The organism is Nocardioides cavernae, assembly GCF_016907475.1.
Lineage (GTDB): Bacteria > Actinomycetota > Actinomycetes > Propionibacteriales > Nocardioidaceae > Nocardioides > Nocardioides cavernae.
The window spans coordinates 3613887-3639666 of the sequence record NZ_JAFBCA010000001.1 but is presented as its reverse complement, the minus strand read 5'-3'; the positions used below and the strand labels follow the sequence as shown (position 1 = coordinate 3639666).

Here is a 25780-nt window from a genome sequence, read left to right as displayed (position 1 = left end):
CCAGGGCACGTCCGTCTAGGGGTGGTGGAGGCGCGGTGTGGTTGCGTCGTCGTCCCACCCCGCACGGCCGGTTCCGTAGGCATGGTCCTCCCACACGGCCTGGCCGAGCGGGTCGTCGGGTCCGGCGTTGTAGCGCATGGTCGACGCGATCACCTCGGCCTCGATCCAGCGCGGATGTCCCATGCAGCTGCGGGGCAGCGTCATGGTCAGCGTGTCGGTGCTCCGGTCGACCGCGGCGTCTGCCGTCGTGCAGCGCGACATGTCGTCGTCGTACAGGTCGAGGGTGACCTCGTCACGGTAGACGAGGGCCGTTGCCTGGACCGGGAGTCGGGACCCGGTGCGATCCGTCGTGACGTACGCCGTCAGGTCCAGGTACCGGCGGGGGCGCAGGTCCCGGAAGGTGACCTCGACCGTGACGACCTCCACGCCATGGTCGACGGTGGTGCCGAGGATGTCGGTGACGGCGTTGCGCGGCGCGGCCGCGGCGACGTCGCGGTCGGGTCCGAGCCCGCCGACGAGCACGTCGCCCGACGCGTCGGGATCCGAGCTGGTGGTGACGACCTTGCGCTTCGTCGGGTCGCTGGAGCACCCGACGAGGGCAGCGGCGAGGACGGCGAGGAGAACGAGGCCGTGCGCCGGAGGGCGAGGGCGACGGGTCGTCACGGGGAGGTGCTGGTCAGTCGGCGATGTCGACGACGAGGCGGGGCGGGTCGGTGAGCGTGAAGACCCGGAACGGCCGCTCGTCGCCCTCGACGCCGGCGAAGACCTGGGTGTAGCCCTCGAACCAGCCGTTGACCTGCACTTCGGCCACGGCGCCGGCGGGCCCGAGGCGGGCGGGCACCTCGAAGGAGCCGGGCTCGGGCATCGCGGTGCCGGACGCACTGATGGTCAGCACGTGGTCGCCCGCGAGCGGCACGACGTCGCCGGTGCCCTCGGCGACTGCCTCGTCGCTCCAGGCGACGCCCCAGCCCGGGGTCGCGGTGCCGCTGAGCTCGAGCACGACGCGGTCGAAGCCGTCGTGGTCCCCCGCGCGTACGTCGACGAGCTGCAGGTCCCACTCGCCCGTCGGCTCGGCGGTCTGCGGGTCGGTCGACTCCGGGAACGGCGGCCCGTCGGCCGCGGGAGTCGCGGAGGGCGACTCCGCCGACGCAGACGGGGACGCGGCCGACGACGGTGTCTCGGTCGGTGTCCCGGGGGACGCCTTGGGCGAGCGCGACGACGTGCCCGTGTCGCTCGCCGAGGTCGGGAAGGCCTCGGTCCCGCAGGCCGCCAGCAGCAGCACGGCAGCCGCGAGTGTCCCGCCCAGCGCTCGGCCCATGGTTCTCCCTCGGTAGGTGCCGTCGACCGGCGGGCCCAGCCTAGGGGCCGGGACCGCCGGTCCTCGGGACCACGGCCGCGTCAGGGCCGGGGAGTCACGGGCGCAGCAGGATCTTGCCGCGCCGACCCGGTTCGGAGCTCGCACGAGCGGCGGCGGAGATCTCCTCGAGCGGGTAGACCTGCTCGACGGGGAGCGTGACGACGCCCGAGGAGATGCCGGCGACCAGCTCGCCCATCAGCGCGGATCGCTTCTCGCGGTCCATCGCCGGGAAGACCTTGCTGCCCCAGAAGCCCTTGATGACGACCTGCTTGAAGATGACCTCGCCCGATCCGATCTCGAGGGTGGGGGAGGCCATCGCCCCGAAGACGACGAGCACGCCGTCCTCGGCCAGGAGCGACACGACGTCGCCGGCCGCGCTTCCGCCGACCGAGTCGACGCCGGCGACGACCTTGCCGTCACCCACGACCTCGCGCACGCGCTCGCGCCAGCCGTCGTCGTCGGTCGCGACGACGTCACCGATGCCCTGCTCGCGCAGCTCGTCGACGCCGGCGGAGCGGCGTACGAGCCCGAGGACCCGGACGCCACGCGCCACGGCCAGCTGGGCGACCATGCGACCCACGGCGCCGTTGGCGGCGTTCTGGACGATCCAGTCGCCCTCGGACACCTCGAGGAAGTCGAGCAGCGCGATGGCGCTGAACGGCATCGATACGAGCTGCGAGGCGGCCTCGTCCGTCATGCCGTCCGGCACCGGGATGAGCCCGGCCGCCGGGGCGACGATCAGTTCGGCCCAGGCACCGAAGCTGCCGCCGGTGGCGACCCGCTGGCCGACCTGGAGGCCCTCGACGCCCTCGCCGAGCGCCTCGACGACACCGACGGCCTCGGTCCCGGCGCGTGCAGGCATGTCGGGCTTGAAGCCGTAGCTGCCGCGCGTCGTCCAGAGGTCGTGGTTGTGGATCGGGGAGAGCAGCACCCGCACGAGCGCCTGGCCCGGACCGGGCTCGGGGTCCGGCACCTCCTGGACCGAGAGGACCTCGGCCGGGTCGCCGAACCTGGGCTGGACGAGTGCGCGCATGGGACTGCCTTCCGTTGCTGTTCTGGTTGCTTCTTGCGGGGACGTACGTCGGGCACAACCAGCCACCGGGTCCGGCTATGCCGCGGAGCGGCCTGCTGAGGGAAGGGTCACAGGCCGGGCCGGCGGTGCGCGGCACACTGGGGAGCATGCCCCCGGAGCCGAAGACCTGCCAGTCGTGCGGGCGCACCATCGAGTGGCGCAAGAAGTGGGAGCGCGACTGGGACCAGGTGCGCTACTGCTCGAACGCGTGCCGCAATCGGGGCGTGTCGGACGTCGACCGCAGGCTGGAGGAGACGATCCTCGACCTGCTCGCGCAGCGGGCGCGTACGTCGACGATCTGCCCGTCCGACGCGGCGCGCGCGGTCGGCGACGAGGGCTCCTGGCGTGACCTGATGGAGCCGGCCCGTCGCGCCGCCCGACGGCTGGTGGACCGCGGCGAGGTCGACATCACCCAGGCCGGGCACGTCGTCGACCCCTCGACCGCCAAGGGGCCGATCCGGATCCGGCGCCGCTGAGGGGGAGTCCTCTCGTCCGGTCGGTCAGAAGGCGTAGCCGAACCGCTCGAGGTCCTCGGCGTGGGCCGTCTCGACCAACCGGCGGCTCGCGACCGAGTAGGAGCGCCAGTAGGCGCGTTCGCGGTCCGTGACGTTGGTGGGCGGCACGGGCAGGTCGAGGCCGACGAGCTCACGGACGTCGGACTCCAGGTGCTCCATGCGCAGCACGACGTCCGCCTCGGTGACGTGGCCGCGGTTGATCCGCAGCTGCCGCACGGGGCTGCCGATGACCCGCTCGAGCCATGCGTCGAAGTCCAGCGTCACCGCGTCGACGATGCGGTCGACGGCGTCCGGCACGTCGTGGACCCAGGAGTCGGGGCGGCGCAGCTCGTGCACCCATCGCGTCCGCGTCCTGGTGTGCTCCGCGACGTAGAAGTCGAACGGGTTCCGGGTCGTCGTCACGACCCGCATCCCGTGCCCGGGGTCCACCACCCCCGCCTCGACGAGCTGCCGGACGGTCGCGTGCTTGGCGTCCACGCCCACCTGCCGGGCCTGCTGCGACCCGACGACCTCGGTCGCGCCCCGTCGTGAGATCAGTGCCTCGCGCAGGGCGGTGCTGCCGGTGCCGGATGCCGCGGTGACGAGGAGGCCGGCGCGGTGGTCGACCACCGCCATCAGCGGGAGCCGTGACAGGGAGAGCCTTGATGCATGCAGGTATTGGAGCAGACGGCGTGGTCAGTCGCCGAAGAGGTGGTCCTCGGCCTCGGCGGACGTCACCTCGATGCGCAACGCCATCACCTTGTCCGAGGGCAGCCCGAGGCGGGACAGGATGACCTGCACCTGGGGGAGCACCCAGCTGTAGGACTCCACGGCGACGCGGCCGGCCTCGCTCTGCACCCGGATCCACACGACGGGGTCGCCGGCGCGATCAGGCAGCCAGTGCGCGCTGGTGACGCCGGCGGGCGCCAGCGACGTGACGATCGGCAGCATCGCCGCGTCGGCGGCTCGACGGAGCTGGTCGTCGGTCACGCGCCCACGCTAGACCCGCCGGCGTGTGGTGGTCAGGGCATGACCGGCGGCACGAACTCGAAGGTCATCCCGAGCAGCCACAGCAGGAGCAGCACCACCGGCAGGTGGAAGATGAACTGCAGGAACGTGAAGCCGACGAGGTCGCGCGCCCGCACGCCGAGCACCGCGAGCAGCGGGAGCATGAAGAACGGGTTGACCAGGTTGGGGAGCGCCTCGGCGGCGTTGTAGATCTGCACGGTCCAGCCGAGGTTCATCCCGACGTCGGTCGCCGACTGCATGACGTACGGCGCCTCGACGAGCCACTTGCCGCCCCCCGAGGGGACGAGGAGGCCGAGCAGCGCGGTGTAGATCGCGATCACGACGGCGAACGCCCCGCCGCCGCCGATGTTGGTGAACAGGTCGGCGAGGTGCTCGGAGACGGTGACCCCGCCGCGGCCCTCCGCACGGGTCAGCACCGCGGCCATGGCGGCGTACAGCGGGAACTGCACCAGCACGCCGGCCGTGGTGGGCACCGCCTTGGTGACCGCGTTGAGGAAGCCGCGCGGGGTGCCGTGGAGGACGAGGCCGAGGATCAGGAAGACCATCAGGTAGCCGTTGAGGCTGCTGATCACCGTGAGGAACGGCAGCGTCGCGAGCTGCTGGACGAGCCAGCCGAGGGTGAGCAGGCCGATGAGGATCGGCAGGATCCGGGAGTACTCCAGCCGCTCGCCGGGACGCGTCTGCGGAGCCAGCGGCTCGACGGAGTCGGAGAGGTCGACCTCCATGTCCTCGGCCGAGCGGATCGCGTCGCCCTGCGGTGCCGACGCCCAGGCGACGGCCACGCTGAGCGCGATGAGGACGGCGGCCATCACGAGCGACTGCCAGGTGAGGATCGTCGCGCCGAAGTCGAGCACGCCGGTGATCTCGAGCAGCTCGGGCGGCAGCGACGCGGGGGTGGCCTGCAGCTGGGCGGCGGACGACGAGAGACCGAGCGCCCACACCGCGCCGAGCCCGAGGTACGCCGCTGCACCGAGGGCGCGGTAGTCGGTGCGCAGGTCGGGCCGGCGGGCGATCGCCCGGGCGAGCAGGCCACTGAAGACCAGGCTGAGGCCCCAGTTGACCATCGACACCAGGCACGACAGCAGCGCCACGAACGCCACGGCACCGCGCGGCGTCGTGGGGTAGAGCGCGATCCGCTCGATGATCCGGGCGACCGGCGGGGACGTCGCGACGACGTAGCCGGTGAGCACGACCATCGCCATCTGCAGGGTGAAGGTGGCGAGGTCCCAGAAGCCGCCGCCGAAGGTCTCGGCCACCGTGGCCGGGCTCGACCCGTTGAGCATCGCGGCCACCGACACGAGCACGACCCCGGCAAGGGCGAAGACATAGGCGTCGGGGAACCACCTCTCGGTCCATGCGGCGCTGCGCTGTGCGAGGCGGGCGAGGCCGCGTTCTTCCTGGGTCTCCGAGAGAGTCGACATGGGTCAGCAACGTATCCGCATCGTCGCGGGGCGCTCGGGGCCGGGCGGGTGGCCAGGACGCGCGGCTGGTCTGCTAGGCGGCGTTCCACTGCCAGCGGATCCACGGGCAGCAGAACGCCCTGTGGCCGCGCGCCGCAGCGCGCCACGCTGGCGGCATGACCACCCACACCACCTCCGAACGCATCGAGGACGAGCTCGTCCGACGACTGATGCACCAGCGGATCATCGTCCTCGGCGAGGAGCTCGGCGAGCGCAACGGCAACCGCCTCATGCACCAGCTCCTGCTCCTGTCCGCCGAGGACCCGCGCGCCGACATCAGCCTCTGGATCAGCTCGCCCGGCGGCTCGGTGTCGTCGATGCTCGCCATCCACGACGTCATGCAGCTGATCCCCAACGACGTCAGCACCCTCGCCATGGGCATGGCCGCGAGCGCCGGGCAGTTCCTGCTCTCGGCGGGCACGCCCGGCAAGAGGTACGCCCTCCCGCACGCGCGGGTGCTGCTCCACCAGGGGTCGGCCGGCATCGGCGGCACGGCCGTCGACATCGAGATCCAGGCCGACGACCTGCGGCACACCCGCGACACCGTCCTCGGCCTGATCGCCGAGCACACCGGCCAGGACCGCGAGACCGTCGAGCGCGACTCGCGGCGCGACCGCTGGTTCAGCGCCCAGGACGCGCTGACGTACGGCTTCGTCGACCAGGTGATCAGCTCGGTCGACCACGTGACACCGGCGCGCTCGCGCGCGGTGGGCCTGGCGGGTGCGCGATGAGCAGCTACACGATCCCGTACGTCGTCCAGCAGACGCCGCGCGGCGAGCGCACCCTCGACCTCTACTCGCGGCTGCTGTCAGAGCGGATCGTCTACCTCGGCACCGAGATCGACGACGGCGTCGCCAACGCCGTCATCGCCCAGATGCTCCACCTCGCCTCGGAGAACCCCGAGCTCCCGATCAGCCTCTACCTCAACTCGCCCGGCGGCTCGATCACGGCGATGCTGGCGGTCTACGACGCGATGCAGTTCGTGAAGCCGCCGGTCGAGACCGTCTGCGTCGGGCAGGCCGCGTGGACCGCGGCGGTCCTGCTGGCCGGGGGAGCGCCGGGGCGGCGCGCGATCCTGCCGCACGGGCGGGTGGTGCTCCACCAGCCCGCGACCCAGGGCCGCGGCACCATCCCCGACCTGATCCTCGAGGCGGACGAGGTGGCTCGCGTGCGCCTGCTGCTCGAGGAGGTCCTGGCCCAGCACACCGGGCGTACGGCCGAGCAGATCCGGCAGGACACCGACCGCACGCTCGTGCTGCCGGGGGAGGCCGCTGTCGACTACGGGCTCGTCGACCTGGTCCTGCGCGAGCAGGGGCCGGCGATCAGCTCAGCAACGTAGGCAGTTCGCGGGCTCGGGCCACGGTCGTACGCCGCCGACGCTGGTGGTGTGGCCCAACTGCCTACGTTGTGGCTCAGGCGGCGAGGGCGAGGGCCTCGGGCCGGGCGGTGCGGACCGCGAGCTCGCGGACGCTGAGGTCGAGTGCGCCGGCGATCGCCTGCAGCATCTCGGACGACGGGTCCTTGAGCCCGCGCTCGACCTCGGAGAGGTACTGCAGCGAGACCCCGGCCCGTTCGGCGACATCCTTGAGGCGCTCGCCGCGGTCGGTCCGCTCGCGATGCAGCGCGTCGCCGACGAGCTCGCGCCAGAGCGGCTCGGGCGCACCGGACTGCTGGACCGGGAACCGCACGACGTCACCCATGTCGTCGAATCTAGCCACGTCGCCGGTCTCGTGGCACGACCTTCTGCTGACAGCAGAACGGGCTCCGGTGCTAGGTCCCGCAGAACGTCGTGTAGGCGCCGAACGAGTCGGGGGCGGGCTCCGCGTAGCGCTCGAGGCCCGGCCGCTCGTCGTACGGCGCGGACACCGCCTCGAGCAGCCGGTCGAGCGGCGCGAGGTCGCCGTCGGTGGCTGCGGCGAGGGCCTCCTCGACGAGGTGGTTGCGTGGCACGTAGACCGGGTTGGTGCGGTCCATCGCGTCGGCGTCGGGGCCGAGCGCGAGCCAACGGGCGGTCCATGCGTCGAAGCCGGAGAGGTCGAGGAACATCCCGCGCGCAGGGTCCGCGTCGCCGCGCGCCGCCGCGCCGAGGCTGCGGAAGAACGACGTGTGGTCGACGTGGTCGCCCTGCACGAGCGCGACGAGGTCGGTGACGAGGCTCGACGCCTCGGCGGCGTCGACGTCGGCGGGCAGGCCGAGCTTGCTGCGCATGCCGGTCGACCAGGCGGCCGAGTAGAGGTCGCGGAACGCGCCGAGCGCCTCGACCGCGACGGCCACCGCCGCGTCCTGGTCGTCGGCCAGGAGGGGCAGGATCGCCTCGGCGAAGCGGGCGAGGTTCCACTCCGCGACCACGGGCTGGTTGCCGAAGGCGTAGCGGCCCCCGGTGTCGATGGAGCTGTAGACCGTCGCCGGGTCGAAGGCGTCCATGAAGGCGCACGGCCCGTAGTCGATGGTCTCGCCCGAGATCGTCATGTTGTCGGTGTTCATCACGCCGTGGACGAAGCCGACGAGCATCCACTCCGCGACCAGCGCCGCCTGGGCGGCGACCACCGACTGGAACAGTGCGAGGTGGGGGTGCTCCGCGTCGGCGGCCCCGTGGTGGTGGCGCGCGATCGCGTGGTCGGCGAGGCGCCGGAGCAGGTCGAGGTCGTCCGTGGCCCGGGCGTACTGGAACGTGCCGACGCGCAGGTGGCTGCTCGCCACCCGCGCCAGCACGGCCCCGGGCAGCACCGTCTCGCGCTGCACGGGGCGACCGGTCGCCACGACGGCGAGGCTGCGGGTGGTGGGGATGCCGAGGGCGTGCATCGCCTCGCTGACGACGTACTCGCGCAGCATCGGGCCGACCGCGGCGAGGCCGTCGCCGCCGCGGGAGAACGGCGTACGCCCGGAGCCCTTGAGGTGCAGGTCGCGAAGGCGGCCGGAGGCGTCGACCACCTCGCCGAGCAGCAGGGCGCGGCCGTCGCCGAGCCTCGGGGAGTAGCCGCCGAACTGGTGGCCGGCGTAGGCCTGGGCGACGGGCGTCGCCCCCTCGGGGAGGTGGGTGCCGGTGAGCAGTCCGACGCCATCGCCGCGGAGCCAGCCCGGGTCGAGGCCGAGCTCGGCGGCCAGCGGCTCGTTGAGGGCGAGCACCCGGGGCTCCGGGGTCTCGGCGGCCTGCCAGGGCAGGGCCAGCTCGGGCAGCTCACGAGCGAAGCGGCCGTCGAGGACGAGGGTGGGTGCCGAGGTCACTCCCTCGACGATACGCGGCGCAGTCGTAGGAGGATCGGCGCATGACCACCCACGACGAGAGGGCACGCGGTCGCTGCCTGTGCGGAGCAGTGACGTACGGCGTCCGCGGCGAGCTGCGGCCGGTGGTCAACTGCCACTGTGCGCGCTGCCGGCGGTTCACCGGGCACCACATGGCCGCGACCGCGGCTGCCGTTGCCGACATCGAGGTGGTCGATGCGGATGGTGACCTGACGTGGTTCGCGGTGCCGGGAGCCGCGTACGGCTTCTGCCGCGCGTGCGGCTCGTCGCTGTTCTGGCGCAGCGAGGAAGCGCCCGAGCAGTGGTCGGTCTGTGCAGGCACGCTCGAGCCGCCGACCCACCTGTCGACGGTGGAGGCGTGGTGGGTGTCGGAGGCGAGCGACTACGCGGAGCGCCCGGACCTGCCCGAGCGGGCCACCGAGTGAGGATCAGGCGCCGCCGGCGGGCAGCGCCTCGAGCATGATGTCGGGGTTGTCGCGGGCGGTGACCTGGGCGCGCCACTGGTCGACGAACAGGGCCAGGCGGGTGCCGTCGCTGCGCTCGAGGACCTCGACGCCGCGCTTGCCCGCGAGGGCGGTCGCGCCCTCGGCATCCGTGCGCCGGGCGACCTGGTAGTCGAGGCGCGAGAAGCGGATCGGCGAGTTGAACTCGTTGGTCATGCGGTCCTCGACGACCTCGAACTGCATCGGTCCGACCGCGGCGAGGACCGGGTTCTGGTCGCCGCGGAGGTCGGAGCGCAGCACCTGCACCACGCCCTCCTGGTCGAGCTGCTCGATGCCGCGTCGGAACTGCTTGTAGCGGCTGATGTCGCCGGCGCTGGCGGTGACGAAGTGCTCGGGCGCGAAGCTCGGGACGGGTGGGTACTCGATGGCGTCCCCGACGTAGACGGTGTCGCCGACCCGCAGGGCCTGCGCGTTGACGAAGCCGATGATGTCGCCGGGCTCGGCGCTCTCGACGGCGGCGGTGTCGCGACCGAAGACCGACTGCGCGAACTTCGTCGCGAAGGGGCGCCCGCTGCCGGCGTGGGTGACGACCATGCCGCGCTCGAACGTCCCCGACACGACCCGGGCGTAGGCGAGCCGGTCGCGGTGGGCGTTGTTCATCCCCGACTGCACCTTGAAGACGAACGCGCTGAAGTCGTCGGACGTCTCCCGCACCGAGCCGTCCACCCCCTCGGTCGCGCTGGGGTCGGGAGCGATGTCGAGCAGCAGGTCGAGCAGCTGGGCGACGCCGAAGTTCTGCAGGGCCGAGGCGAACATGACCGGCGTGGTCTCGCCGGCCAGGAAGCGCTCCTGGTCGTGGTCGGCCTCGTCGAGGGTGAGCAGCTCGTGCTCCTCGAACGCCGCGTTCCACTGGAAGGAGTCGTCGTCCTCGACCTCGTCGGCCCCCATCCGCCGCTCGGGTGCGCGGGTCGCGCCACCGGCGGTGCGGGTGTACTTCACGAACTCGCCGGTACGCCGGTCCAGCACGCCGCGGAAGTCACCGGCCTCGCCCACCGGCCAGGTCAGGGGAGTGGGCCGGAGCTTGATCTTCTCCTGGATCAGGTCCATCAGCTCGAGCGCCGACAGCCCGGGCCGGTCCCACTTGTTGATGACCGTCAGGACCGGGATGCCGCGCAGCGCGCACACCTTGAAGAGCTTGAGGGTCTGTGGCTCGAGGCCCTTTCCGGCGTCGACCAGCATCACGGCGGAGTCGACGGCGGAGAGCACGCGGTAGGTGTCCTCGGAGAAGTCGCTGTGGCCCGGGGTGTCGACGAGGTTGATGACGTGGTCGCGGTAGACGAACTGCAGCGCCGCCGACGTGATCGAGATGCCGCGGGCCTTCTCCATGGCCATCCAGTCCGACACCGTGGCGCGCCGGTCGCCCTTGCCGTGCACCGCGCCGGCCTCGGTGATCACCCGCGCGTGCAGGGCGAGAGCCTCGGTGAGGGTGGACTTGCCGGCGTCAGGGTGGCTGATGACGGCGAAGGTACGGCGGGGGCGGGTGTCGGGCACCGCGGCAACCTACCCGGACCAGGGGGCAAGGGCCGCGTCGACGGCTCGGGTGGGAGGCGTGGCGTCACTCGTCGTGGAGGCCGACGATGACGCGTGCGAGCCGCACGACCGGGACTCCGGCGCGGTCTGCGGCGTCCTCGAGCTGCCACCGGGCCTCGGTGACAGGGATCTCACGTGCGGCGGCGATGATGCCCGTGGCCGTGTCGACCAGCGCGAGCTGCTCGAGCTGGTCAGGGGCCTGCTCGGCAGCGCGTCGCGTGGAGAAGGACAGGTCGGCGTTGGTGACGGCTCCGGGAGCCCAGGCGCCGAAGACGTCCGCGAGCTGCTGGTGCCTTCCCTCGAAGGTGTCCGTGCTGCTTCCGTAGAGGTTGACCGTGGCGACGACGACGTCGTCCGGGCCGACGACGGGAAGGGTGAGGGTGCTGTGGACGCCCGCGGCCGCGCTCGCCCGGGCGAAGTCCCGCCACCGCGACTCGTCGAGGAGCCCGCCGGGCGACGTCGCGATCCCGTGGCCGAGGTCGATCGCGTCGACGCACGGACCGCTGCTGACGTACTGCACGGCGTCCAGGGTCGCGATCTCGTCGTCGGTGGCGACCACGGTGAAGGTGACGTCGAGCTGGCGCAGGGCGAGACTCACCCCGACCAGCCCGGACGCGACCTCACGTGCCCGCTCCGCCGTCGCGACCAGGCTGCCCGGCAGGGCGGTGTCGTCGACGTCGATGTCGAGCTCGTCGAGGGCTACGAGCGTCTCAGGGATGGGTTCCACGAGCCGGCGGTACCCGTCATCGCCCCGGGTGATGCCCGGGCTACCGGGCCAGGGCCGCGTCGACGGCACGCGGTGAGAGCACCGAGTCGAGGGCGAGCCGTACGCAGCCGACCAGCCCGGCGCGGTCGCCGTACGCCGCCGGGACGACCTGCAGGTCCCGCCCGGCCAGTGCCGTGGTGGCGCTGAAGACGCCCTCGCGCAGCCCGGCGGAGAAGGTGTCGAAGGCGCCGGCCATGTCGCCGCCGACGACGACGGTGCGTGGGTTGAGCACCGTGACGGTCGCGGCGAGCGCCTCGCCGATGTGGCGGCCGGACTCGCGCACGACGGCCCGGGCCCTCCCGTTGCCGCGTCCGGCGGCGGCGACCAGGTCGCGCACGTGGTGGACGTCGTCGCCCGCGGCGCGCAGCCGCTCGACGAGCGCCCAGCCGCTCGCGACCGTCTCCAGGCAGCCGGTCTCGCCGCAGCGGCAGCGGAGTCCGTCGGCGGCAGGGACCTTGACGTGCCCGAGCTGGCCGGCGGCGTTGCGGTGGCCGCGGACCAGCCGCCCGTCGGCGACGATGGCGAGGCCGACGCCTGTCGACGCCTTCAGCACCAGCGCCTCGTCGTGCTCGAGCACCGTCGGCTCGACGTCGGCCCGCGCGGTCGGCATCTGCGACAGCGCCATCACCCGCATGTCGTTGTCGAGCGTGAGGGGGGCGCTGGTGAGGTCCTGCAGGTGGGGCGCGAGCGCGACGCCGTCCCAGCCGGCGAGGGCGGGGGAGTCCACGCTCATCCCGCGGGCCGGGTCGACGGTGCCGGCCAGCGACATGCCCACCCCGCGTACGTCGTCGCCGTGGCGGCCCAGCTCGCCCAGCATCCGGTCGAGGTGGCGGACGACGAGCGGCATCAGGACGTCGGGTCCCAGGCCGGACTCCTGGTCCAGGCTCACGGAGGCGAGCTCGGTGCCGTCCAGCGCGCACACCGAGAGCTGCGAGCGGCTGCGCCCGACGGCGATCCCGAGGACCAGCCCGGCTGCGCTGTTGAGGACGAGCGTCGTGGCGGGGCGCCCACCGGTCGCGGACTCCTCCTCGCCCTCCAGCACGAGGCCGGCGTCGGCGAGCGCGGTGAGGCGGGCGTTGACCGCGGTGCGGGAGAGGCCGGTCGCCCGGCCGAGGGCGCCGCGCGTGGACGCCTGGCCGGAGCGGATCAGCCCGAGCACCTCGCCGGCGGTCGCCGCGGGAAGGACCGGCGGCTGGGGAGGCGGGGTCTGCGTCATGGTGCGCCGATTGTGGCACCAGCAAATATGTCTTGAAAAGTCGTAAGTTGCGTTGCATCGGGACGGAAGCGTCCGTACGGTGGTGCGTCATGGACTCGATCACCCCCGTCGACGCCTGCGACTTCACCGTCTTCGGTGGCACCGGCGACCTCGCCCTGCGCAAGCTCCTCCCTGCGCTCTACCTGCGCGACCGCGACGGCCAGCTGCCCGACGGGTTCCGCGTCATCGGTGTCTCCCGCGCCCAGGTCGACGACGACGGCTACCGGGCCCTGGTGGCCGACGCGCTGCGCGAGCACGTGGTGGCCGAGGACCTCGACGCCCCGGTCGTCGAGCGGCTGCTCGCCCGGCTGCACCACGTGACGCTCGACGTCGCCGACGTCGCGGCCTGGCACCAGCTGCACGACCGCCTCAAGGACGGCGCCGCCTCCGACGACGTGATCCGCGTCTTCTACCTCGCTGTCGCCCCCGGCCTCTTCGGGACGATCTGCGAGCACCTCGACGAGGCCGGCCTGGTGACCGAGCGCTCGCGCGTCGTGCTCGAGAAGCCGATGGGTACCGACCTCGCCACCGCCCAGCAGGTCAACGCCGCGGTCGGTCGCGTGTTCGAGGAGTCGAGCATCTTCCGGATCGACCACTACCTCGGCAAGGAGAGCGTGCAGAACCTCTTGGTCACCCGCTTCGCCAACACGTTCCTCGAGCCGCTGTGGAACAGCCGGTGGGTCGACCACGTGCAGATCACCGTGTCCGAGTCGATCGGCGTCGGCGACCGCGGCTCGTACTACGACCGTTCCGGTGCCCTGCGCGACATGGTGCAGAACCACCTGCTGCAGCTGCTGTGCCTGGTGGCGATGGAGCCGCCCACCTACGTCGACCGCGAGACCGTGCGCGACGAGAAGCTCAAGGTGCTCCAGGCCCTGCGGCCGCTGACGCCCGAGCTGGTCGACCGCGACACCGTCGCCGGGCAGTACGCCGCCGGGCTGTGCGAGGGCACCCCCGCGTCGTCGTACGCCGACGAGGTGGGCCACGCCACCAGCACCGAGACCTTCGTCGCGCTGCGCACCGAGGTGCAGAACTGGCGCTGGGCGGGCGTCCCGTTCTACCTGCGCACCGGCAAGCGGATGCCCGAGCGGGTCTCGGAGATCGTGGTGGTCTTCAAGGAGCCGCCGCACGCGATGTTCCCGCACAGCGAGGGACCGACCGAGGCCAACCGGCTGCACATCCGCGTGCAGCCCGACGAGGGCATGCGTCTCCACATGACCGCCAAGGAGCCCGGTCCCGGCGGCATCCGGCTGCGCCCGGTCTCGCTCGACCTCAGCTACGCCGCCGCCTTCGGTGGCCGCTCGCCCGACGCCTACGAGCGGCTGCTCATGGACGTCGTGCGCGGCAACACCACCCTCTTCATGCGCCGCGACGAGGTCGAGGCGGCGTGGACCTGGGTGGCTCCCATCCTCGAGCGCTGGTCCCAGCCCTCGCACCGGCCGCGCTCGTACCCGGCCGGCACGCACGGTCCCGTTGCCGCCGTCACGCTCCTCGAGCGCGACGGCCGATCCTGGCAGGAGACAGAATGAGCACCAGCGCATCCCAGACGCCCGTCCACCCGGTGGTCGCCGACGTGACCGACCGCATCGCGCGGCGCAGTGCCGCGACGCGCGCCGCCTACCTCGCCCGCACCGACGCCGCGATCGTCAAGGGCCCGGCCCGCGGCAAGCTCGCCTGCGCCAACCTCGCGCACGGCTTCGCTGCCGCCGACGAGCCCGTGAAGTCGGGCCTGAAGTCGGGCCGCAAGCCCAACGTCGCGATCGTCTCGTCGTACAACGACATGCTCTCGGCGCACCAGCCCTTCCGTGACGTGCCCGAGGTGCTCAAGAAGTCGATCGTGCGGGCCGGCGGCCTGGCGCAGTTCGCCGGGGGAGTGCCCGCCATGTGCGACGGCATCACCCAGGGTCGCGCCGGCATGGAGCTCTCGCTCTTCAGCCGCGACCTCATCGCGATGTCGACGGCGGTCGCGCTCTCCCACGACATGTTCGACGCCGCGATGATGCTCGGCGTCTGCGACAAGATCGTGCCGGGGCTGCTCATCGGCGCGCTGTCCTTCGGCCACCTGCCCACCGTCTTCGTGCCGGCCGGTCCGATGACGTCCGGTCTGCCGAACGGCGAGAAGGCGCGGGTGCGCCAGCTCTACGCCGAGGGCAAGGTCGGGCGCGAGGAGCTGCTCGAGGCCGAGTCGGCGTCGTACCACTCCAAGGGCACGTGCACGTTCTACGGCACCGCCAACAGCAACCAGATGCTGATGGAGGTCATGGGCCTGCACCTGCCCGACGCGACGTTCGCCAACCCCGACACCCCGCTGCGCGCGGCGCTCGACCGGGCGGCCGGCGCGCGCGCCGTCGCGATCACCCACGCCGGCGGCGAGCCCACCCCTGTCGGTCACCTCGTCGACGAGAAGGCGATCGTCAACGCGTGCGTCGCGCTGCTCGCGACCGGCGGGTCGACCAACCACACCATGCACCTCGTCGCGATCGCCGCGGCCGCGGGCATCACGCTCACGTGGGACGACCTGTCGGACCTGTCGGCCGCCGTGCCGCTGCTGACGCGGATCTACCCCAACGGCTCGGCGGACATCAACCACTTCGTCGCCGCCGGCGGTACGCCGTTCCTGGTGCACACGCTGCTCAAGCACGGCTACCTCCACGACGACGTCCTGACGGTCTCGGGCCGCGGCCTGTGGCGCCACACCCGCGAGGCGCGGCTCGACGGGGAGCAGGTCACCTGGGAGGAGGGCCCGAAGTCGTCGCTCGACACCGACGTCCTGCGCGCGGCCGACCAGCCGTTCGCGCCGGACGGCGGCCTGCGGATGCTCTCGGGACGCCTCGGCCGTGCGGTCATCAAGACCTCCGCCGTCAAGCCCGAGCACCGTGTCGTGACCGCGCCGGCGATGGTCTTCGACGACCAGGCCGACTTCCTCGCCGCCTTCGCCGAGGGCCGCCTCGACGGCCGCGACCTCGTGGCCGTCGTCCGCTACCAGGGCCCGGCAGCCAACGGCATGCCCGAGCTGCACAAGCTGATGCCCGCCCTCGGCGTGCTGCAGGACCGCGGCCAGCGGGTCGCGGTCGTCACCGACGGCCGGATGTCCGGCGCGTCGGGCAAGGTCCCGGCCGCCATCCACGTCACCCCCGAGTCCGCCCTCGGCGGTCCGTTGGCACGGGTCCGCGACGGCGACCTGGTCACCGTCGACGCCGACGCCGGGGTGCTCGAGGTCGAGCTGCCCGACGCCGAGTTCCAGCGCCGCGAGGCCACCGGCCGCGCGCCCCACGACGTCGAGTGGGCCGGCACCGGGCGGGAGCTCTTTGCCGGCTTCCGCGCCATCGTCGGCACGGCCGAGACCGGTGCCAGCGTCATCCGTCCCCTGCCCGCCCCCACCGAGGAGGCCCCCGTTGTCCAGCCCGTCTGACGTCCAGCCCGCTCCCGACCTGTTCCCAGACGGCGGTGGCTCGCTCCTGTCGCTGGTGCCGGTCGTGCCGGTCGTCGTGCTCGACGACCTCGACCACGCCGTCCCGGTCGCCCGGGCGCTCGTCGCCGGCGGCCTGCCCGTCATCGAGCTGACCCTCCGCACGCCGGTCGCGCTCGACGCCATCGCCGCGATCGCCGCGGAGGTGCCCGAGATCCTCGTCGGCGCGGGCACGATCACCTCGCCCGAGCTCGTCTCGCGCGCCGTCAAGGCGGGGGCGCAGTTCCTCGTCTCTCCCGGCACGACGCCGGGGCTGCTGCGGGAGATGGCCTGGGCCGGGGTCCCGTTCCTGCCCGGCACCGCCACCGTCTCCGAGGCGATGGCCGTGCTCGAGGCGGGCTACTCGGAGATGAAGTTCTTCCCCGCCGAGGCTTCCGGCGGGGCGGCGTACCTGAAGTCGCTGGCCTCGCCGCTCCCGGCAGCCCGGTTCTGCCCGACCGGTGGCATCACCGCCGCGAGCGCACCGTCGTACCTCTCCCTGCCCAACGTCGGCTGCGTCGGAGGCTCGTGGCTGACCCCGGCCGACGCGCTCGCCACCGGTGACTGGGACCGCGTCGCCGCCCTGGCCCGGGAGGCTGCTGCGCTGGGGTCCTGACCCGACAACAAAACGGGGCGCGGCGGCGTCCCAGTGGCGTGCCGAACCGACTCCTTCTCTGTGCCGCGACCGCCCTGCTGCTCCCGGCCGCCCTGCTGGCGGGGGCACAGCCCGGTGCCGCCAGCGGCTCCGCCCCCGCGGTCAGCTCCGCGGCCGTCGACGACGTGCCCGCCAACGTCTCGGTGCGTGCCAGCCGCCACCAGCGGATCCGGCTCGAGGCCCTGCCGCAGGTCGTCCAACCGGGAGGGGCCGTTGCCAGCCCCGGCGCGGCCCGCGCCGCGGTCGTCGCCACGCTCCGGCCGGTCCGCCCCGGCCGCCGCGTGCAGCTGCAGGTGCAGGAGGGCGAGGGGTGGCGGGCCGTCGCCTCCAGGCGGCAGGACGGCCTGGGCCGGGTGCAGTTCGCCGCCGCGGCAGCGGTCGACGGCACGTCCCTGACCTACCGGGTGAAGGCGATGGCGTCGTCGTCGACCAGCCCGTTCACGAGCGCTCCCGTCAGCACCGCCCGCTGGCTCGACGCGACGTGGACCGACGAGTTCGACGGCTCGCACCTCGCCCCGGTCTGGAACCACCGCGGCCGGGAGTACGCCCACGGCAGCCGTCGCTCCTGCGCCAAGGGCGACCCGAGCGCGGTCAGCGTGGGCGGCGGCGCCGTCCGACTGAGCGTCATCGCTGACCCGGACGCCACGACGCGGTGCCGGATCGAGGGGCGCGACGCGCGAGCCGGACGGTTCGCCTACCGCCTCAACGGCCACATCGGCACGCAGCACGCCTTCGCGTTCCGCTACGGCGTCGCCGCCGCGCGGGTGAAGTTCCACCGCCTGCGCGGCCAGCACGGCGCCTTCTGGCTGCAGCCGGTCGACGGCATGCAGGCCGGTGCGCTCGGGACCGAGATCGACGTCGTGGAGTACTTCGGCGACGACCACCCGCAGGGCGGGCTGGCCTCCTTCATGCACCGCTACGAGGGCAAGCGCCGGATCGCCGCGGGTGGCTGGATCCCGAACTCGCGGTCCTACCTCGCGAGCCGGAACGACGGCTGGTCGAAGAACTACCACGTCTTCTCGGTGGAGTGGACGCCTCGGATGCTGGTCTTCCGCATCGACGGCCAGGAGACCGGCCGGCTGCGCGGAAAGGTCTCCGCCGTTCCGCAGTTCCCCATCCTGAGCCTCATCGCCGCCAACTACGAGATCCCGAAGATCAAGGAGAAGCGGCTGCCCCAGCACATGTACGTCGACTGGGTGCGGGTCTGGGAGACCGGCGGGAACCAGGCTGGCGGGTGACTCACCCCCGGGCGCCGAGCCCCTTGTAGAGGTTGATCTCGGACCGCAGCCGCGGGGGCACGGGTGCCCCCGCCAGGGTCAGGGCGGCGGCGTAGGCCTCGAGCGAGGCGAGCAGGTCCCTGCGCAGCTGCTGCTGCTCCACGTGCCGCTTGTCGTGCCGGGCGAGGTCGAGGAGCCGGCGGGCCGCCTTGACGTCCTCGAGCAGCGACGTCAGGCGCAGGTGCCGACCGGGATCGAGTCCTGGTCCAGGTTCCAGCATGAGGCGTCCGACCCGCCCAGCAGGGCTGCGGCGCGGTGCCGCAGCGTCGTGGACCCCTCCAACCTACCTGCTGCTGCCCATCGTCGTTGCCACTCGACGCTCGACCGGCACCGGCGCTGCGGGCTTCTCGACGGTCGATGCCGTGCGGAGGCGCCGCTGCTGGGTCGACATCAGCGCGACCGCGAGCACCGTCGCACCGACGGTCACGCCGAACGCCGCCGTCGCCCCCGACGCGTCGGCGAGGCGACCGGCGAGGCTCGAGCCGAGCGCGTAGCCGAGGCCGGTCGCGCTGGCCAGGGTCGTCATCGCCGCGCCGACCCGGGCGGCCGGCACCACGCGCTCGGCGAGGGAGAAGACGGCGATCATGTAGGGCGCTACGGCGAACCCGAGGAAGAGCACGGTGGCGGCGGTGCCGGCCAACGACCCGACGGCCAGGAGGGGGAGCGAGAGCACGAGCAGCGCCCACGCCGCGACGAGCGCCCGGCGCTCGTGCCCGATGCGCTCGGGGACGTACGCCGTCGCCAGGCCGGCGAGCGCGCTGCCGACGCCCAGGGTGGCGTGCACCAGCCCAGCGACGCCGGGCGTGCCGGCATCGGTGGCGAGCACGGTGGCTCCGGTCTGCGTGGCGCCGAAGAGCATCCCGATGGAGACCTGCGCGCCGACGAGCACGACGAACGCGGCGCCCAGCAGACGGCCCCCGCCGACCGGGTGGTCGGCGTCGTGGGCCAGGCGCGCGGACGGGTCGAGGGCGAAGGCCGACCCGAAGACCGCCAGCAGCACCGCCGCGAGCAGCAGCGCGCCGGACGGCGAGACCATCGCGACGGAGAGTCCGACCAGGGCGGGCCCGATCGCGAACGAGGCCTCGTCGGCAGCTCCCTCGTAGGAGAACGCGGCGTCCACGAGCCGACGCTGGTGCGCCCCGGTCGAGCGGGTCAGGGGCCGCCACCGGACGCGGGCCAGGGGCCCCACCTGCGGGAGCACCAGGCCGGTGGCGGCGGCGCTGAGCACGATGGCGGCGTCCGTGGACCCGCTGCCGACGACGGCGACGAGCGTGGCCAGGCCGGTGGCGCCCAGCAGCGACTGGACGAGCACGACGGGACGCTGCCCGACCCGGTCGGCCAGCGAGCCCGCGATCGGCGCGCCGACGGCGTTGGCGACGGCGAGGGCGCCGGCGCTGAGGCCGCCGAGGCCGTAGCTGCCGGTCGCGGTGGAGACGAGCAGGAGCGTGCCGAGCTGGCTCATGGCCAGCGGGAGGCGCCCGACGAACGCCACGAGGACGTAGGCGGGGCCGGCGATCGACAGGAGTCGTCGATAGGAGGCGAGAGGGGTCACGAGGGGGTCCTTCGGGTGCGTCGGTACGACGCGCCGAACCCACCTCCAAGGACGCGTTGAACCCTCTGCGGTGCCCATTCTAGGAGCGGTGGCGACTCGTGCGGAATCGCCGCCGGCGGGGTTCCGGTGCACGCGGCCCAGGACTAGGCTCGGGAGTCGCGGGAAACGTCGGGAGGGCGATTGCACGCGGACGGGGACGGCGGCGCGGAGCCGAGGGACGACGGACTGGCGGAGGTCGATTTCGATCACCTCCTCCGGGAGGTCCTGACGCGCGTGCAGGGGGTGCTCGACGAGCAGGTCAGGCTCCGGCACCTCCTCGACGCGATGGTCGCCATCGCCTCCGAGCTCACCCTCGACGGCGTGCCGACGCGCATCGTCCGCGCCGCCAGCAACCTCGTCGGCGCGAGGTATGCAGCACTCGGCGTCCTGACCGAAGGACCCGACCGCGTGCTGCGCACGTTCGTGCACCACGGGATGGGCAGCGACGTGGTCGCGCAGATCGGCGACTGGCCGGCAGGGCACGGTCTGCTCGGCCAGCTCATCGACGAGCCGCGTCCGCTCCGCCTGCGAGACATCGCCGCGCACCCGGCGTCGTACGGGTTCCCCGAGCACCACCCGGTGATGACGTCGTTCCTCGGTGTGCCCGTCCGGACGCGCGAGCACGTGTTCGGCTACCTCTACCTCACCGACAAGGAGGGCGGGCAGGACTTCACCGAGGTCGACGAGCTGGTCGCCGTGGCACTGGCGGCCGCCGCGGGCGTCGCGATCGAGAACGCCACGCTCTACGAGGAGGCCGAGCGACGCCAGGCCTGGCTGAGCGCCACCGTCGAGATCACCTCCCTGCTCTCCGAGGACACCCCTACTGACCGCGCGCTGCAGGCCGTGGCCGACCGGGCCAGGTCGGTGTCGGGCGCCGACGTCGCCTGGGTCGTCAGCGGTTCCGACCCCCAGGACCTGCACCTCGAGGTGGTGGCGGGAGCACCGGTCGACCGGGAGGCCATGCACGCCCTGCCGATGGAGAAGTCGCTGGCCAGCCTGGTGGTGCGCACCGGCCTGCCGGTCTCCGTGGACGACCTCGCCACGGATCCGCGCGCCGTGGACCCCTCGTCCCTCGACGACTGGCCCCAGCTCGGTCCGATGATGGCCCTCCCGCTGCGATCCGGGTCGGGGATCGAGGGCGTGATCTCGCTGGCGTGGACGCCCGAGCGCATCGACGCCTTCCGACGCCTCGACCCGCGCCTGCCCACCAGCTTCGCCGAGCAGGCGGCACTCGCCCTGCAGGTCGCCAGGAGCCGGGAGGACCGGAAGCGGATGTCGCTGCTGGAGGACCGCGACCGCATCGGGCGAGACCTGCACGACCTGGTCATCCAACGGCTGTTCGGCGTGGGCCTCGGGCTGGACAGCACTGTGCGGATGGTGCCCGCCGGCGAGCCGGCCCGGCGTCTGCGCCAGGCCATCGTCGACATCGACGACACGATCAAGGACATCCGCCGCGCGATCTTCGCCCTCGGGGCGCTCGAGGGCTCGACAGACCTGCAGACCGAGATCGAGATCCTCGTCGACCGAGCAGCCGCGACGATGAAGCTGCGGCCCAAGCTGCGGCTCGAGGGACCGATCCGCACCACAGTGCCCGCGTCGGTCACCCCGGACCTGCTGGCAGTCGTGGGTGAGGCGCTGACCAACGTCAGCAGGCACGCGCACGCCTCGACGGTGGAGGTGAGGGTGATCGTCGACCACGACACGCTCGAGGTGATCGTCGCCGACGACGGGCTCGGCATGCCGCAGGACGTCCTGGAGAGCGGGTTGCACAACATGCGCGAGCGGGCGGCCGGTCACGGGGGTGAGCTCGTGATCGAGTCCGAGGCAGGCACCGGCACGACCCTCACGTGGCGCGTCCCGCTCGTCGATGGCGGCTCGACGATCCAGGGCGGCTGACCGCGGTCCCGGGACTTCTCGGCCACTCGCGTCCCGGGATCGGGTCCCGAACGGGCGGGGACTTTGGTCCGTTGCGCCCTGTCCTGCGCTGCATTGCTATGGAGTCGCACCGGGGTCGCACCGGGTGCCCCGCTCCACCGGCGCTCCTCAGCCGCACGCCGTGCTGACGAACACGAGGGTCGGTGGAACGGGGCACCCGGGAACGCGACCCGGGTGCACGGACAGGAGGAAGCATGGTTCCGCAGCAGGGGGAGGAGCACTCATGACGAACGCGCCCGTAGGGGTGGCCGACCTGACCTGGATGCCCGGTCTGACCAACCAGGACCTGAGGGACGCGGCGGACCGCCTCGTCCTCGACCGCTGCGACGTGCCGGCCGGTTCGGTGCTGCGGACCTTCTCCCGATCGGTGCGCACCGCACTGCTCGACGGCTTCCTGACCTCGGAGGTGGTGGCGGAGGCAGAGCGCAGGACCAGGGACCTGCTGGCCCAGCGGCCGGCCGCGGGCAGCCGCCCCCGCCTGCGCGCCTGGGCCGGCGTGCGCGCCCCTGAGGTGCCCCTGCCGCGGAGGTCCCGATGACCGCCCGCGACCGGAGACGGCCCCGGAGCCGCGTCGGCCCCGACACCGACCGAGGCCTGTGGAGGCACTGGCGAGCCCGGTCCGCCGTGCGCGCCGCCCGCCTCGTGACTGCCGCGGCGCAACGCCGCACCCGGGAGGACGTGACGTAGGACCGGTCAGTACCAGGTAGGAAGTCCGGGGCCATTGGCCCCGGGCGGTAGTACCGTGCTCGTATGGACGGACACGCGGATGTCCCCGTCTCGGCCGACACCATCACGGTGTTCTTGCTGGACGACCACGAGCTCGTCCGGAGGGGGGTCCGCACGCTCCTGGAGTGCGAGCCCGGCATCGAGGTGATCGGCGAGGCCGGTTCGGCCGCCGAGGGCGAGGCTCTCATCACCGCGCTGCGTCCCCGCGTCGCCATCGTGGACGGTCGGCTTCCCGACGGCTCGGGCATCGAGGTGTGCCGCCAGGTCCGGTCGGTCGACCGGAGCATCGAGGTGCTGGTCCTGACGTCGTACGACGACGACGACGCGCTCTTCGCGGCCATCATGGCCGGCGCCTCCGGCTACGTGCTGAAGCAGATCAGCAGCGGTGACCTCGTCATGGCCGTACGGCGGGTGGCGGCGGGCCAGTCGATGCTCGACCCGGCCGTGACGGCCCGGGTGCTGCACCGGCTGCGGCAGGGGTCCGACAAGGACCCGCTCACCCAGCACCTGACCCCCAAGGAGGAGCAGGTCCTCGGGCTGGTGGCCGAGGGGCTGACCAACCGCCAGATCGCCGAGCGCCTCGGCGTGGCCGAGAAGACGGTCAAGAACTACGTGTCGACGCTGCTCGCGAAGCTCGGTGTCGAGAGCCGGACGCAGGCGGCGGTGATGGCGACCCGCCGTCCGGCCCCGGGCGACGGCCGTCCGGGACGCCAGGCCCCCTAGCTCGCTCCTGCGCGTCCCGCTCGTCGCGTGACGTTCGGCCCTGCCACGAGCGGCTCGATCGCGGTGTGGTGGAGGAAGCGGGTGGCGCCGCCACCCCGGGCGCCGCAGCGCGTGAGAGGAGGAGGGGCTGATGACCGCCGCGATCGCGCTCTCCGGTCTCGTCAAGGACTTCGGGCCTCGGGTCCGCGCGCTCGACCACCTCGACCTCCGGGTGGAGGCGGGGGAGGTGCACGGCTTCCTCGGCCCCAACGGCGCGGGCAAGACGACCACGATCCGGGTCCTGCTCGGGATGCTCCGCGCGGACGGGGGTCGGCTCTCCCTGCTCGGCGGCGACCCGTGGCGCGACACGGTCCAGCTGCACCGACGCCTGGCCTACGTGCCCGGTGAGGTGAACCTGTGGCCGAACCTGACCGGGGGCGAGGTGATCGACGTGCTCGGCGAGCTCCGCGGGGGCATCGACCAGGGCCGTCGCGAGGAGCTGCTCGAGCGGTTCCGGCTCGACCCCACGAAACGGATCCGCGCCTACTCCAAGGGCAACCGGCAGAAGGTCGCACTCGTGGCGGCGTTCTCCTCCGACGTCGAGCTCTACCTGCTCGATGAACCCACGTCGGGTCTGGACCCGCTGATGGAGGCGGTCTTCCAGGACGTCGTCCAGGACCTGCGGACGGAGGGACGCACCATCCTGCTCTCGAGCCACATCCTGTCCGAGGTCGAGGCGCTCTGCGACCGCGTCACGATCATCCGGGCCGGTCGAGCGGCCGAGTCCGGCACCTTCGACGAGCTGCGTCACCTGACCCGCACCTCGGTGGTCGTCCAGACGGTCGAGCCGCTCGGGTCGGTGGGTGGGTGGCCCGGCGTGCACGACGCGCGCGTCGAGGGTGGCCGGGCGACCTTCAGCGTCGATCCTCGCGAGCTGAACCGGGTGCTGGCCCGCCTGGTCGACCTCGAGGTCCGGTCGCTGGTCACCTCGCCGCCGACGCTCGAGGAGATCTTCCTGCGGCACTACGGCCAGGACATCGCAGGGGCGTCGAGCGTGCAGGACGCCGAGGTGGTGGCGGGGCGATGAGCGGCGTGACCGGTTGGTCCCGGCTGGCACTCCTGGCGCTCCGGCGCGACCGGGTGACGCTCCCCGCCTGGGTGCTCGGCATGTCCGTGTTCCTGGCTGCGACCACGGCCATGTTCGACACCAGCTACGCCGATCACCCCGAGCTCCTCGAGCCCGACACCCGGATCGTGGTCGAGAACCCCGGCATGCGCGTGCTCGGTCTCGTCACCGGGCCCAGCGTCGGGGGCTACGCGCTGCACCGCGACGCCCTGGTGCTGGCCGTGCTCGCCGCCATGATGGGCATCCTGGCGGTCGTCAGGCACACCCGGCAGGCGGAGGAGCTCGGGCGGTCGGAGCTGGTGGCCGCGGGTGCGACCGGGCGGTACGCCTCGCTGGCCGCTGCCGTCGTCGTGGCCCTGGTCGCCGAGGTGGCGCTGGCCGTCGGCCTCGGGACCGCCCTGCTCGTGGCGGGGCAGCCGGTGGCGGGCTCGTTCGTCGGCGGCGCGTCGATCGCCCTCGTCGGGATGGTCTTCACCGGCGTCGCTGCGGTCACCGCGCAGCTGGCGTCCACGACGCGTGGTGCGACCGGGGCCGCGGCCGCGGTCCTCGGAGTCTCCTTCGCGCTCGCAGCCCTGGGCAACATGGTCGGGACGGTGGACTCGGCAGCCCTGCGGGTCACGAGCGCGTGGCCCGCCTGGGTCTCCCCGATCGGCTGGGGCCAGCAGATGCGGCCCTTCGCCGACGACCTGTGGTGGCCGCTCGGGCTCGCCGCAGGGGCCACGGCCGTCCTGGTGACCCTGGCCGGCGTCCTCGCCGCACGGCGCGACGTGGGGCGCGGGATGTGGCCCGAGCAGCCGGGAGCGGGGCGTGCCGGCCCGACCCTGGTCAGACCTGCTGGGCTGGTGTGGCGGCTGCAGCGTGGCCCCCTCCTCGGGTGGGCCGTCGGCCTGCTCGGGACCGGCCTCATCTTCGGGGCGCTCAGCGAGCGCATCGGAGGGCTCGAGGGAGCCGCCACGCAGTGGTACGAGAGCTTCGGCGGCGCCACCGACCTCCTCGGCGCCTACTGGGCCTCGATGCTGCAGATCGCGGGCACGGCAGTCGCGATCTACGTCGTCGCGCTGCTCCTGCGGCTGCGGCACGACGAGGCGGGCGGCGTCCTGGAACCGGTGCTCGGCACCGCGGTCACCCGGCTGCGCTGGCTGGGTGCGTACGCGGTCAACGCCGTCGTCGGCGCCACCCTCCTGATGCTGCTGTTCGCGACGGCGATGGTCGTCGCGGGCGGCCAGGCCCTGGGTGGCACGAGAGCGCTCGCCCGCGAGCTCGCGGGCGCAGCGCTGGTGCAGCTCCCCGCGATCGCGGTCCTCGGCGCCGCGGTCGTCGTGGTGGTGACGGTGCTGCCCCGGTGGGCGACAGGTGTGGCCTGGGGCCTGGTCGTCCTGTGCGTGTTCGTGGGACCGATGTTCGGCCCCTCCCTCGGTCTCCCGTCCTGGGTCGTGGACCTCTCCCCGTTCAGTCACGTGCCGAACGCTCCGGCCGTCGACATCAGCCAGGGGCCGCTGCTGGGGCTGGGTCTGGTGGCAGCCCTCCTCGCGGCCGCGGGGGTCGTGGTCCTGCGACGGCGCAACCTGGTGCTGCCGGCCTGACCGGCCGCCGCTGCCGTACTCCGTAGGG

The 25780-nt window shown here is 73.0% G+C and carries 26 protein-coding genes; 13 read left to right on the top strand and 13 right to left on the bottom strand.

Annotated features, from left to right (window positions below):
* Positions 1–15 precede the first annotated feature (15 nt).
* From JOD65_RS17005 to JOD65_RS16995, 3 genes are all read right to left on the bottom strand, one after another.
* The gene (locus JOD65_RS17005; protein WP_191196087.1) at positions 16–663 is read right to left on the bottom strand and encodes a hypothetical protein; all 648 of its coding nucleotides are present in this window, start codon (positions 661–663) and stop codon (positions 16–18) included.
* A gap of 13 nt (positions 664–676) precedes the next feature.
* Positions 677–1318 (bottom strand): AMIN-like domain-containing (lipo)protein, encoded by a 642-nt coding sequence (locus JOD65_RS17000; RefSeq protein ID WP_191196086.1) that lies wholly within the window; start codon positions 1316–1318, stop codon positions 677–679.
* A gap of 94 nt (positions 1319–1412) precedes the next feature.
* Positions 1413–2390 (bottom strand): zinc-binding dehydrogenase, encoded by a 978-nt coding sequence (locus JOD65_RS16995; RefSeq protein ID WP_191196085.1) that lies wholly within the window; start codon positions 2388–2390, stop codon positions 1413–1415.
* A 146-nt stretch (positions 2391–2536) separates the two neighbouring features.
* Between JOD65_RS16995 and JOD65_RS16990 the strand changes: the two genes are divergently transcribed.
* The gene (locus tag JOD65_RS16990; protein WP_191196084.1) at positions 2537–2905 is read left to right on the top strand and encodes a DUF2256 and DUF3253 domain-containing protein; all 369 of its coding nucleotides are present in this window, start codon (positions 2537–2539) and stop codon (positions 2903–2905) included.
* 24 nt (positions 2906–2929) lie between these two features.
* Here the strand turns inward: JOD65_RS16990 and JOD65_RS16985 are convergent, their stop codons facing one another.
* From JOD65_RS16985 to JOD65_RS16975, 3 genes are read right to left on the bottom strand one after another with little or no spacing between them, the layout of a single operon-like run.
* Positions 2930–3559 carry a hypothetical protein gene (locus tag JOD65_RS16985; protein WP_191196083.1) on the bottom strand — a complete coding sequence of 210 codons (630 nt, stop codon included), beginning with the start codon at positions 3557–3559 and terminating at the stop codon, positions 2930–2932.
* Between the two features lie 60 nt (positions 3560–3619).
* A complete protein-coding gene (locus tag JOD65_RS16980) occupies positions 3620–3913 on the bottom strand; it encodes a hypothetical protein (protein WP_191196082.1) in 294 nt (97 codons plus the stop codon).
* A 32-nt stretch (positions 3914–3945) separates the two neighbouring features.
* Positions 3946–5373, bottom strand: coding sequence for a short-chain fatty acid transporter (locus tag JOD65_RS16975; RefSeq protein WP_191196081.1), 1428 nt, complete (start codon positions 5371–5373; stop codon positions 3946–3948).
* 155 nt (positions 5374–5528) lie between these two features.
* Between JOD65_RS16975 and JOD65_RS16970 the strand changes: the two genes are divergently transcribed.
* Positions 5529–6143 (top strand): ClpP family protease, encoded by a 615-nt coding sequence (locus JOD65_RS16970; RefSeq protein ID WP_191196080.1) that lies wholly within the window; start codon positions 5529–5531, stop codon positions 6141–6143.
* Positions 6140–6751, top strand: coding sequence for a ClpP family protease (locus JOD65_RS16965; RefSeq protein ID WP_191196079.1), 612 nt, complete (start codon positions 6140–6142; stop codon positions 6749–6751). Before JOD65_RS16970 ends, JOD65_RS16965 begins: the two co-directional genes overlap by 4 nt.
* A 73-nt stretch (positions 6752–6824) precedes the next feature.
* On the opposite strand, the gene JOD65_RS16960 is transcribed toward JOD65_RS16965, so the two are convergent.
* Positions 6825–7112 carry a helix-turn-helix domain-containing protein gene (locus tag JOD65_RS16960; protein WP_191196078.1) on the bottom strand — a complete coding sequence of 96 codons (288 nt, stop codon included), beginning with the start codon at positions 7110–7112 and terminating at the stop codon, positions 6825–6827.
* Positions 7113–7182: 70 nt separating this feature from the next.
* Positions 7183–8637 (bottom strand): protein adenylyltransferase SelO, encoded by a 1455-nt coding sequence (locus JOD65_RS16955; protein ID WP_191196077.1) that lies wholly within the window; start codon positions 8635–8637, stop codon positions 7183–7185.
* Positions 8638–8678: 41 nt separating this feature from the next.
* Between JOD65_RS16955 and JOD65_RS16950 the strand changes: the two genes are divergently transcribed.
* Positions 8679–9080, top strand: a complete 402-nt coding sequence (locus JOD65_RS16950) for a GFA family protein (protein WP_191196076.1) — start codon at positions 8679–8681, stop codon at positions 9078–9080.
* 3 nt (positions 9081–9083) lie between these two features.
* Here JOD65_RS16950 and JOD65_RS16945 read toward each other — a convergent pair whose 3' ends face one another.
* The 3 genes from JOD65_RS16945 to JOD65_RS16935 all read right to left on the bottom strand — a co-directional run bounded on the left by JOD65_RS16945 (position 9084) and on the right by JOD65_RS16935 (position 12670).
* On the bottom strand, positions 9084–10649 hold the full coding sequence (locus tag JOD65_RS16945; RefSeq protein WP_191196075.1) for a peptide chain release factor 3: 1566 nt from the start codon (positions 10647–10649) through the stop codon (positions 9084–9086).
* A 64-nt stretch (positions 10650–10713) separates the two neighbouring features.
* The gene (locus tag JOD65_RS16940) at positions 10714–11415 is read right to left on the bottom strand and encodes an ANTAR domain-containing protein (RefSeq protein ID WP_191196074.1); all 702 of its coding nucleotides are present in this window, start codon (positions 11413–11415) and stop codon (positions 10714–10716) included.
* A gap of 40 nt (positions 11416–11455) precedes the next feature.
* The gene (locus JOD65_RS16935) at positions 11456–12670 is read right to left on the bottom strand and encodes an ROK family transcriptional regulator (RefSeq protein ID WP_191196073.1); all 1215 of its coding nucleotides are present in this window, start codon (positions 12668–12670) and stop codon (positions 11456–11458) included.
* An 89-nt stretch (positions 12671–12759) separates the two neighbouring features.
* On the opposite strand from JOD65_RS16935, the gene zwf reads away from it, so the two are divergent.
* From zwf to JOD65_RS16915, 4 genes are read left to right on the top strand one after another with little or no spacing between them, the layout of a single operon-like run.
* Positions 12760–14238: a glucose-6-phosphate dehydrogenase gene (zwf, locus tag JOD65_RS16930; protein ID WP_191196072.1), complete on the top strand. Its 1479-nt coding sequence runs from the start codon at positions 12760–12762 to the stop codon at positions 14236–14238.
* The gene (gene edd, locus JOD65_RS16925) at positions 14235–16121 is read left to right on the top strand and encodes a phosphogluconate dehydratase (RefSeq protein ID WP_191196071.1); all 1887 of its coding nucleotides are present in this window, start codon (positions 14235–14237) and stop codon (positions 16119–16121) included. Before zwf ends, edd begins: the two co-directional genes overlap by 4 nt.
* Complete coding sequence (gene eda / locus JOD65_RS16920; protein WP_224747764.1) at positions 16105–16773, top strand: bifunctional 4-hydroxy-2-oxoglutarate aldolase/2-dehydro-3-deoxy-phosphogluconate aldolase; 669 nt, start codon at positions 16105–16107, stop codon at positions 16771–16773. Before edd ends, eda begins: the two co-directional genes overlap by 17 nt.
* Before the next feature lie 38 nt (positions 16774–16811).
* Positions 16812–18050 (top strand): glycoside hydrolase family 16 protein, encoded by a 1239-nt coding sequence (locus tag JOD65_RS16915; protein ID WP_191196070.1) that lies wholly within the window; start codon positions 16812–16814, stop codon positions 18048–18050.
* A gap of 1 nt (position 18051) precedes the next feature.
* On the opposite strand, the gene JOD65_RS16910 is transcribed toward JOD65_RS16915, so the two are convergent.
* Both JOD65_RS16910 and JOD65_RS16905 read right to left on the bottom strand, forming a co-directional pair.
* Positions 18052–18309 carry a hypothetical protein gene (locus tag JOD65_RS16910; RefSeq protein WP_191196069.1) on the bottom strand — a complete coding sequence of 86 codons (258 nt, stop codon included), beginning with the start codon at positions 18307–18309 and terminating at the stop codon, positions 18052–18054.
* 63 nt (positions 18310–18372) lie between these two features.
* Complete coding sequence (locus JOD65_RS16905) at positions 18373–19641, bottom strand: MFS transporter (RefSeq protein WP_191196068.1); 1269 nt, start codon at positions 19639–19641, stop codon at positions 18373–18375.
* A 273-nt stretch (positions 19642–19914) separates the two neighbouring features.
* Here JOD65_RS16905 and JOD65_RS16900 point away from each other — a divergent pair, with 273 nt between their 5' ends.
* From JOD65_RS16900 to JOD65_RS16880, 5 genes are all read left to right on the top strand, one after another.
* The gene (locus tag JOD65_RS16900; protein WP_191196067.1) at positions 19915–21576 is read left to right on the top strand and encodes a sensor histidine kinase; all 1662 of its coding nucleotides are present in this window, start codon (positions 19915–19917) and stop codon (positions 21574–21576) included.
* A 262-nt stretch (positions 21577–21838) separates the two neighbouring features.
* Complete coding sequence (locus tag JOD65_RS16895; RefSeq protein WP_191196066.1) at positions 21839–22153, top strand: hypothetical protein; 315 nt, start codon at positions 21839–21841, stop codon at positions 22151–22153.
* Between the two features lie 212 nt (positions 22154–22365).
* The gene (locus JOD65_RS16890) at positions 22366–23064 is read left to right on the top strand and encodes a response regulator (RefSeq protein ID WP_191196065.1); all 699 of its coding nucleotides are present in this window, start codon (positions 22366–22368) and stop codon (positions 23062–23064) included.
* Between the two features lie 130 nt (positions 23065–23194).
* A complete protein-coding gene (locus tag JOD65_RS16885) occupies positions 23195–24130 on the top strand; it encodes an ABC transporter ATP-binding protein (RefSeq protein WP_191196064.1) in 936 nt (311 codons plus the stop codon).
* Positions 24127–25752, top strand: coding sequence for an ABC transporter permease (locus JOD65_RS16880; RefSeq protein WP_191196063.1), 1626 nt, complete (start codon positions 24127–24129; stop codon positions 25750–25752). The genes JOD65_RS16885 and JOD65_RS16880 overlap by 4 nt, the downstream gene beginning before the upstream one ends.
* Positions 25753–25780 lie beyond the last annotated feature (28 nt).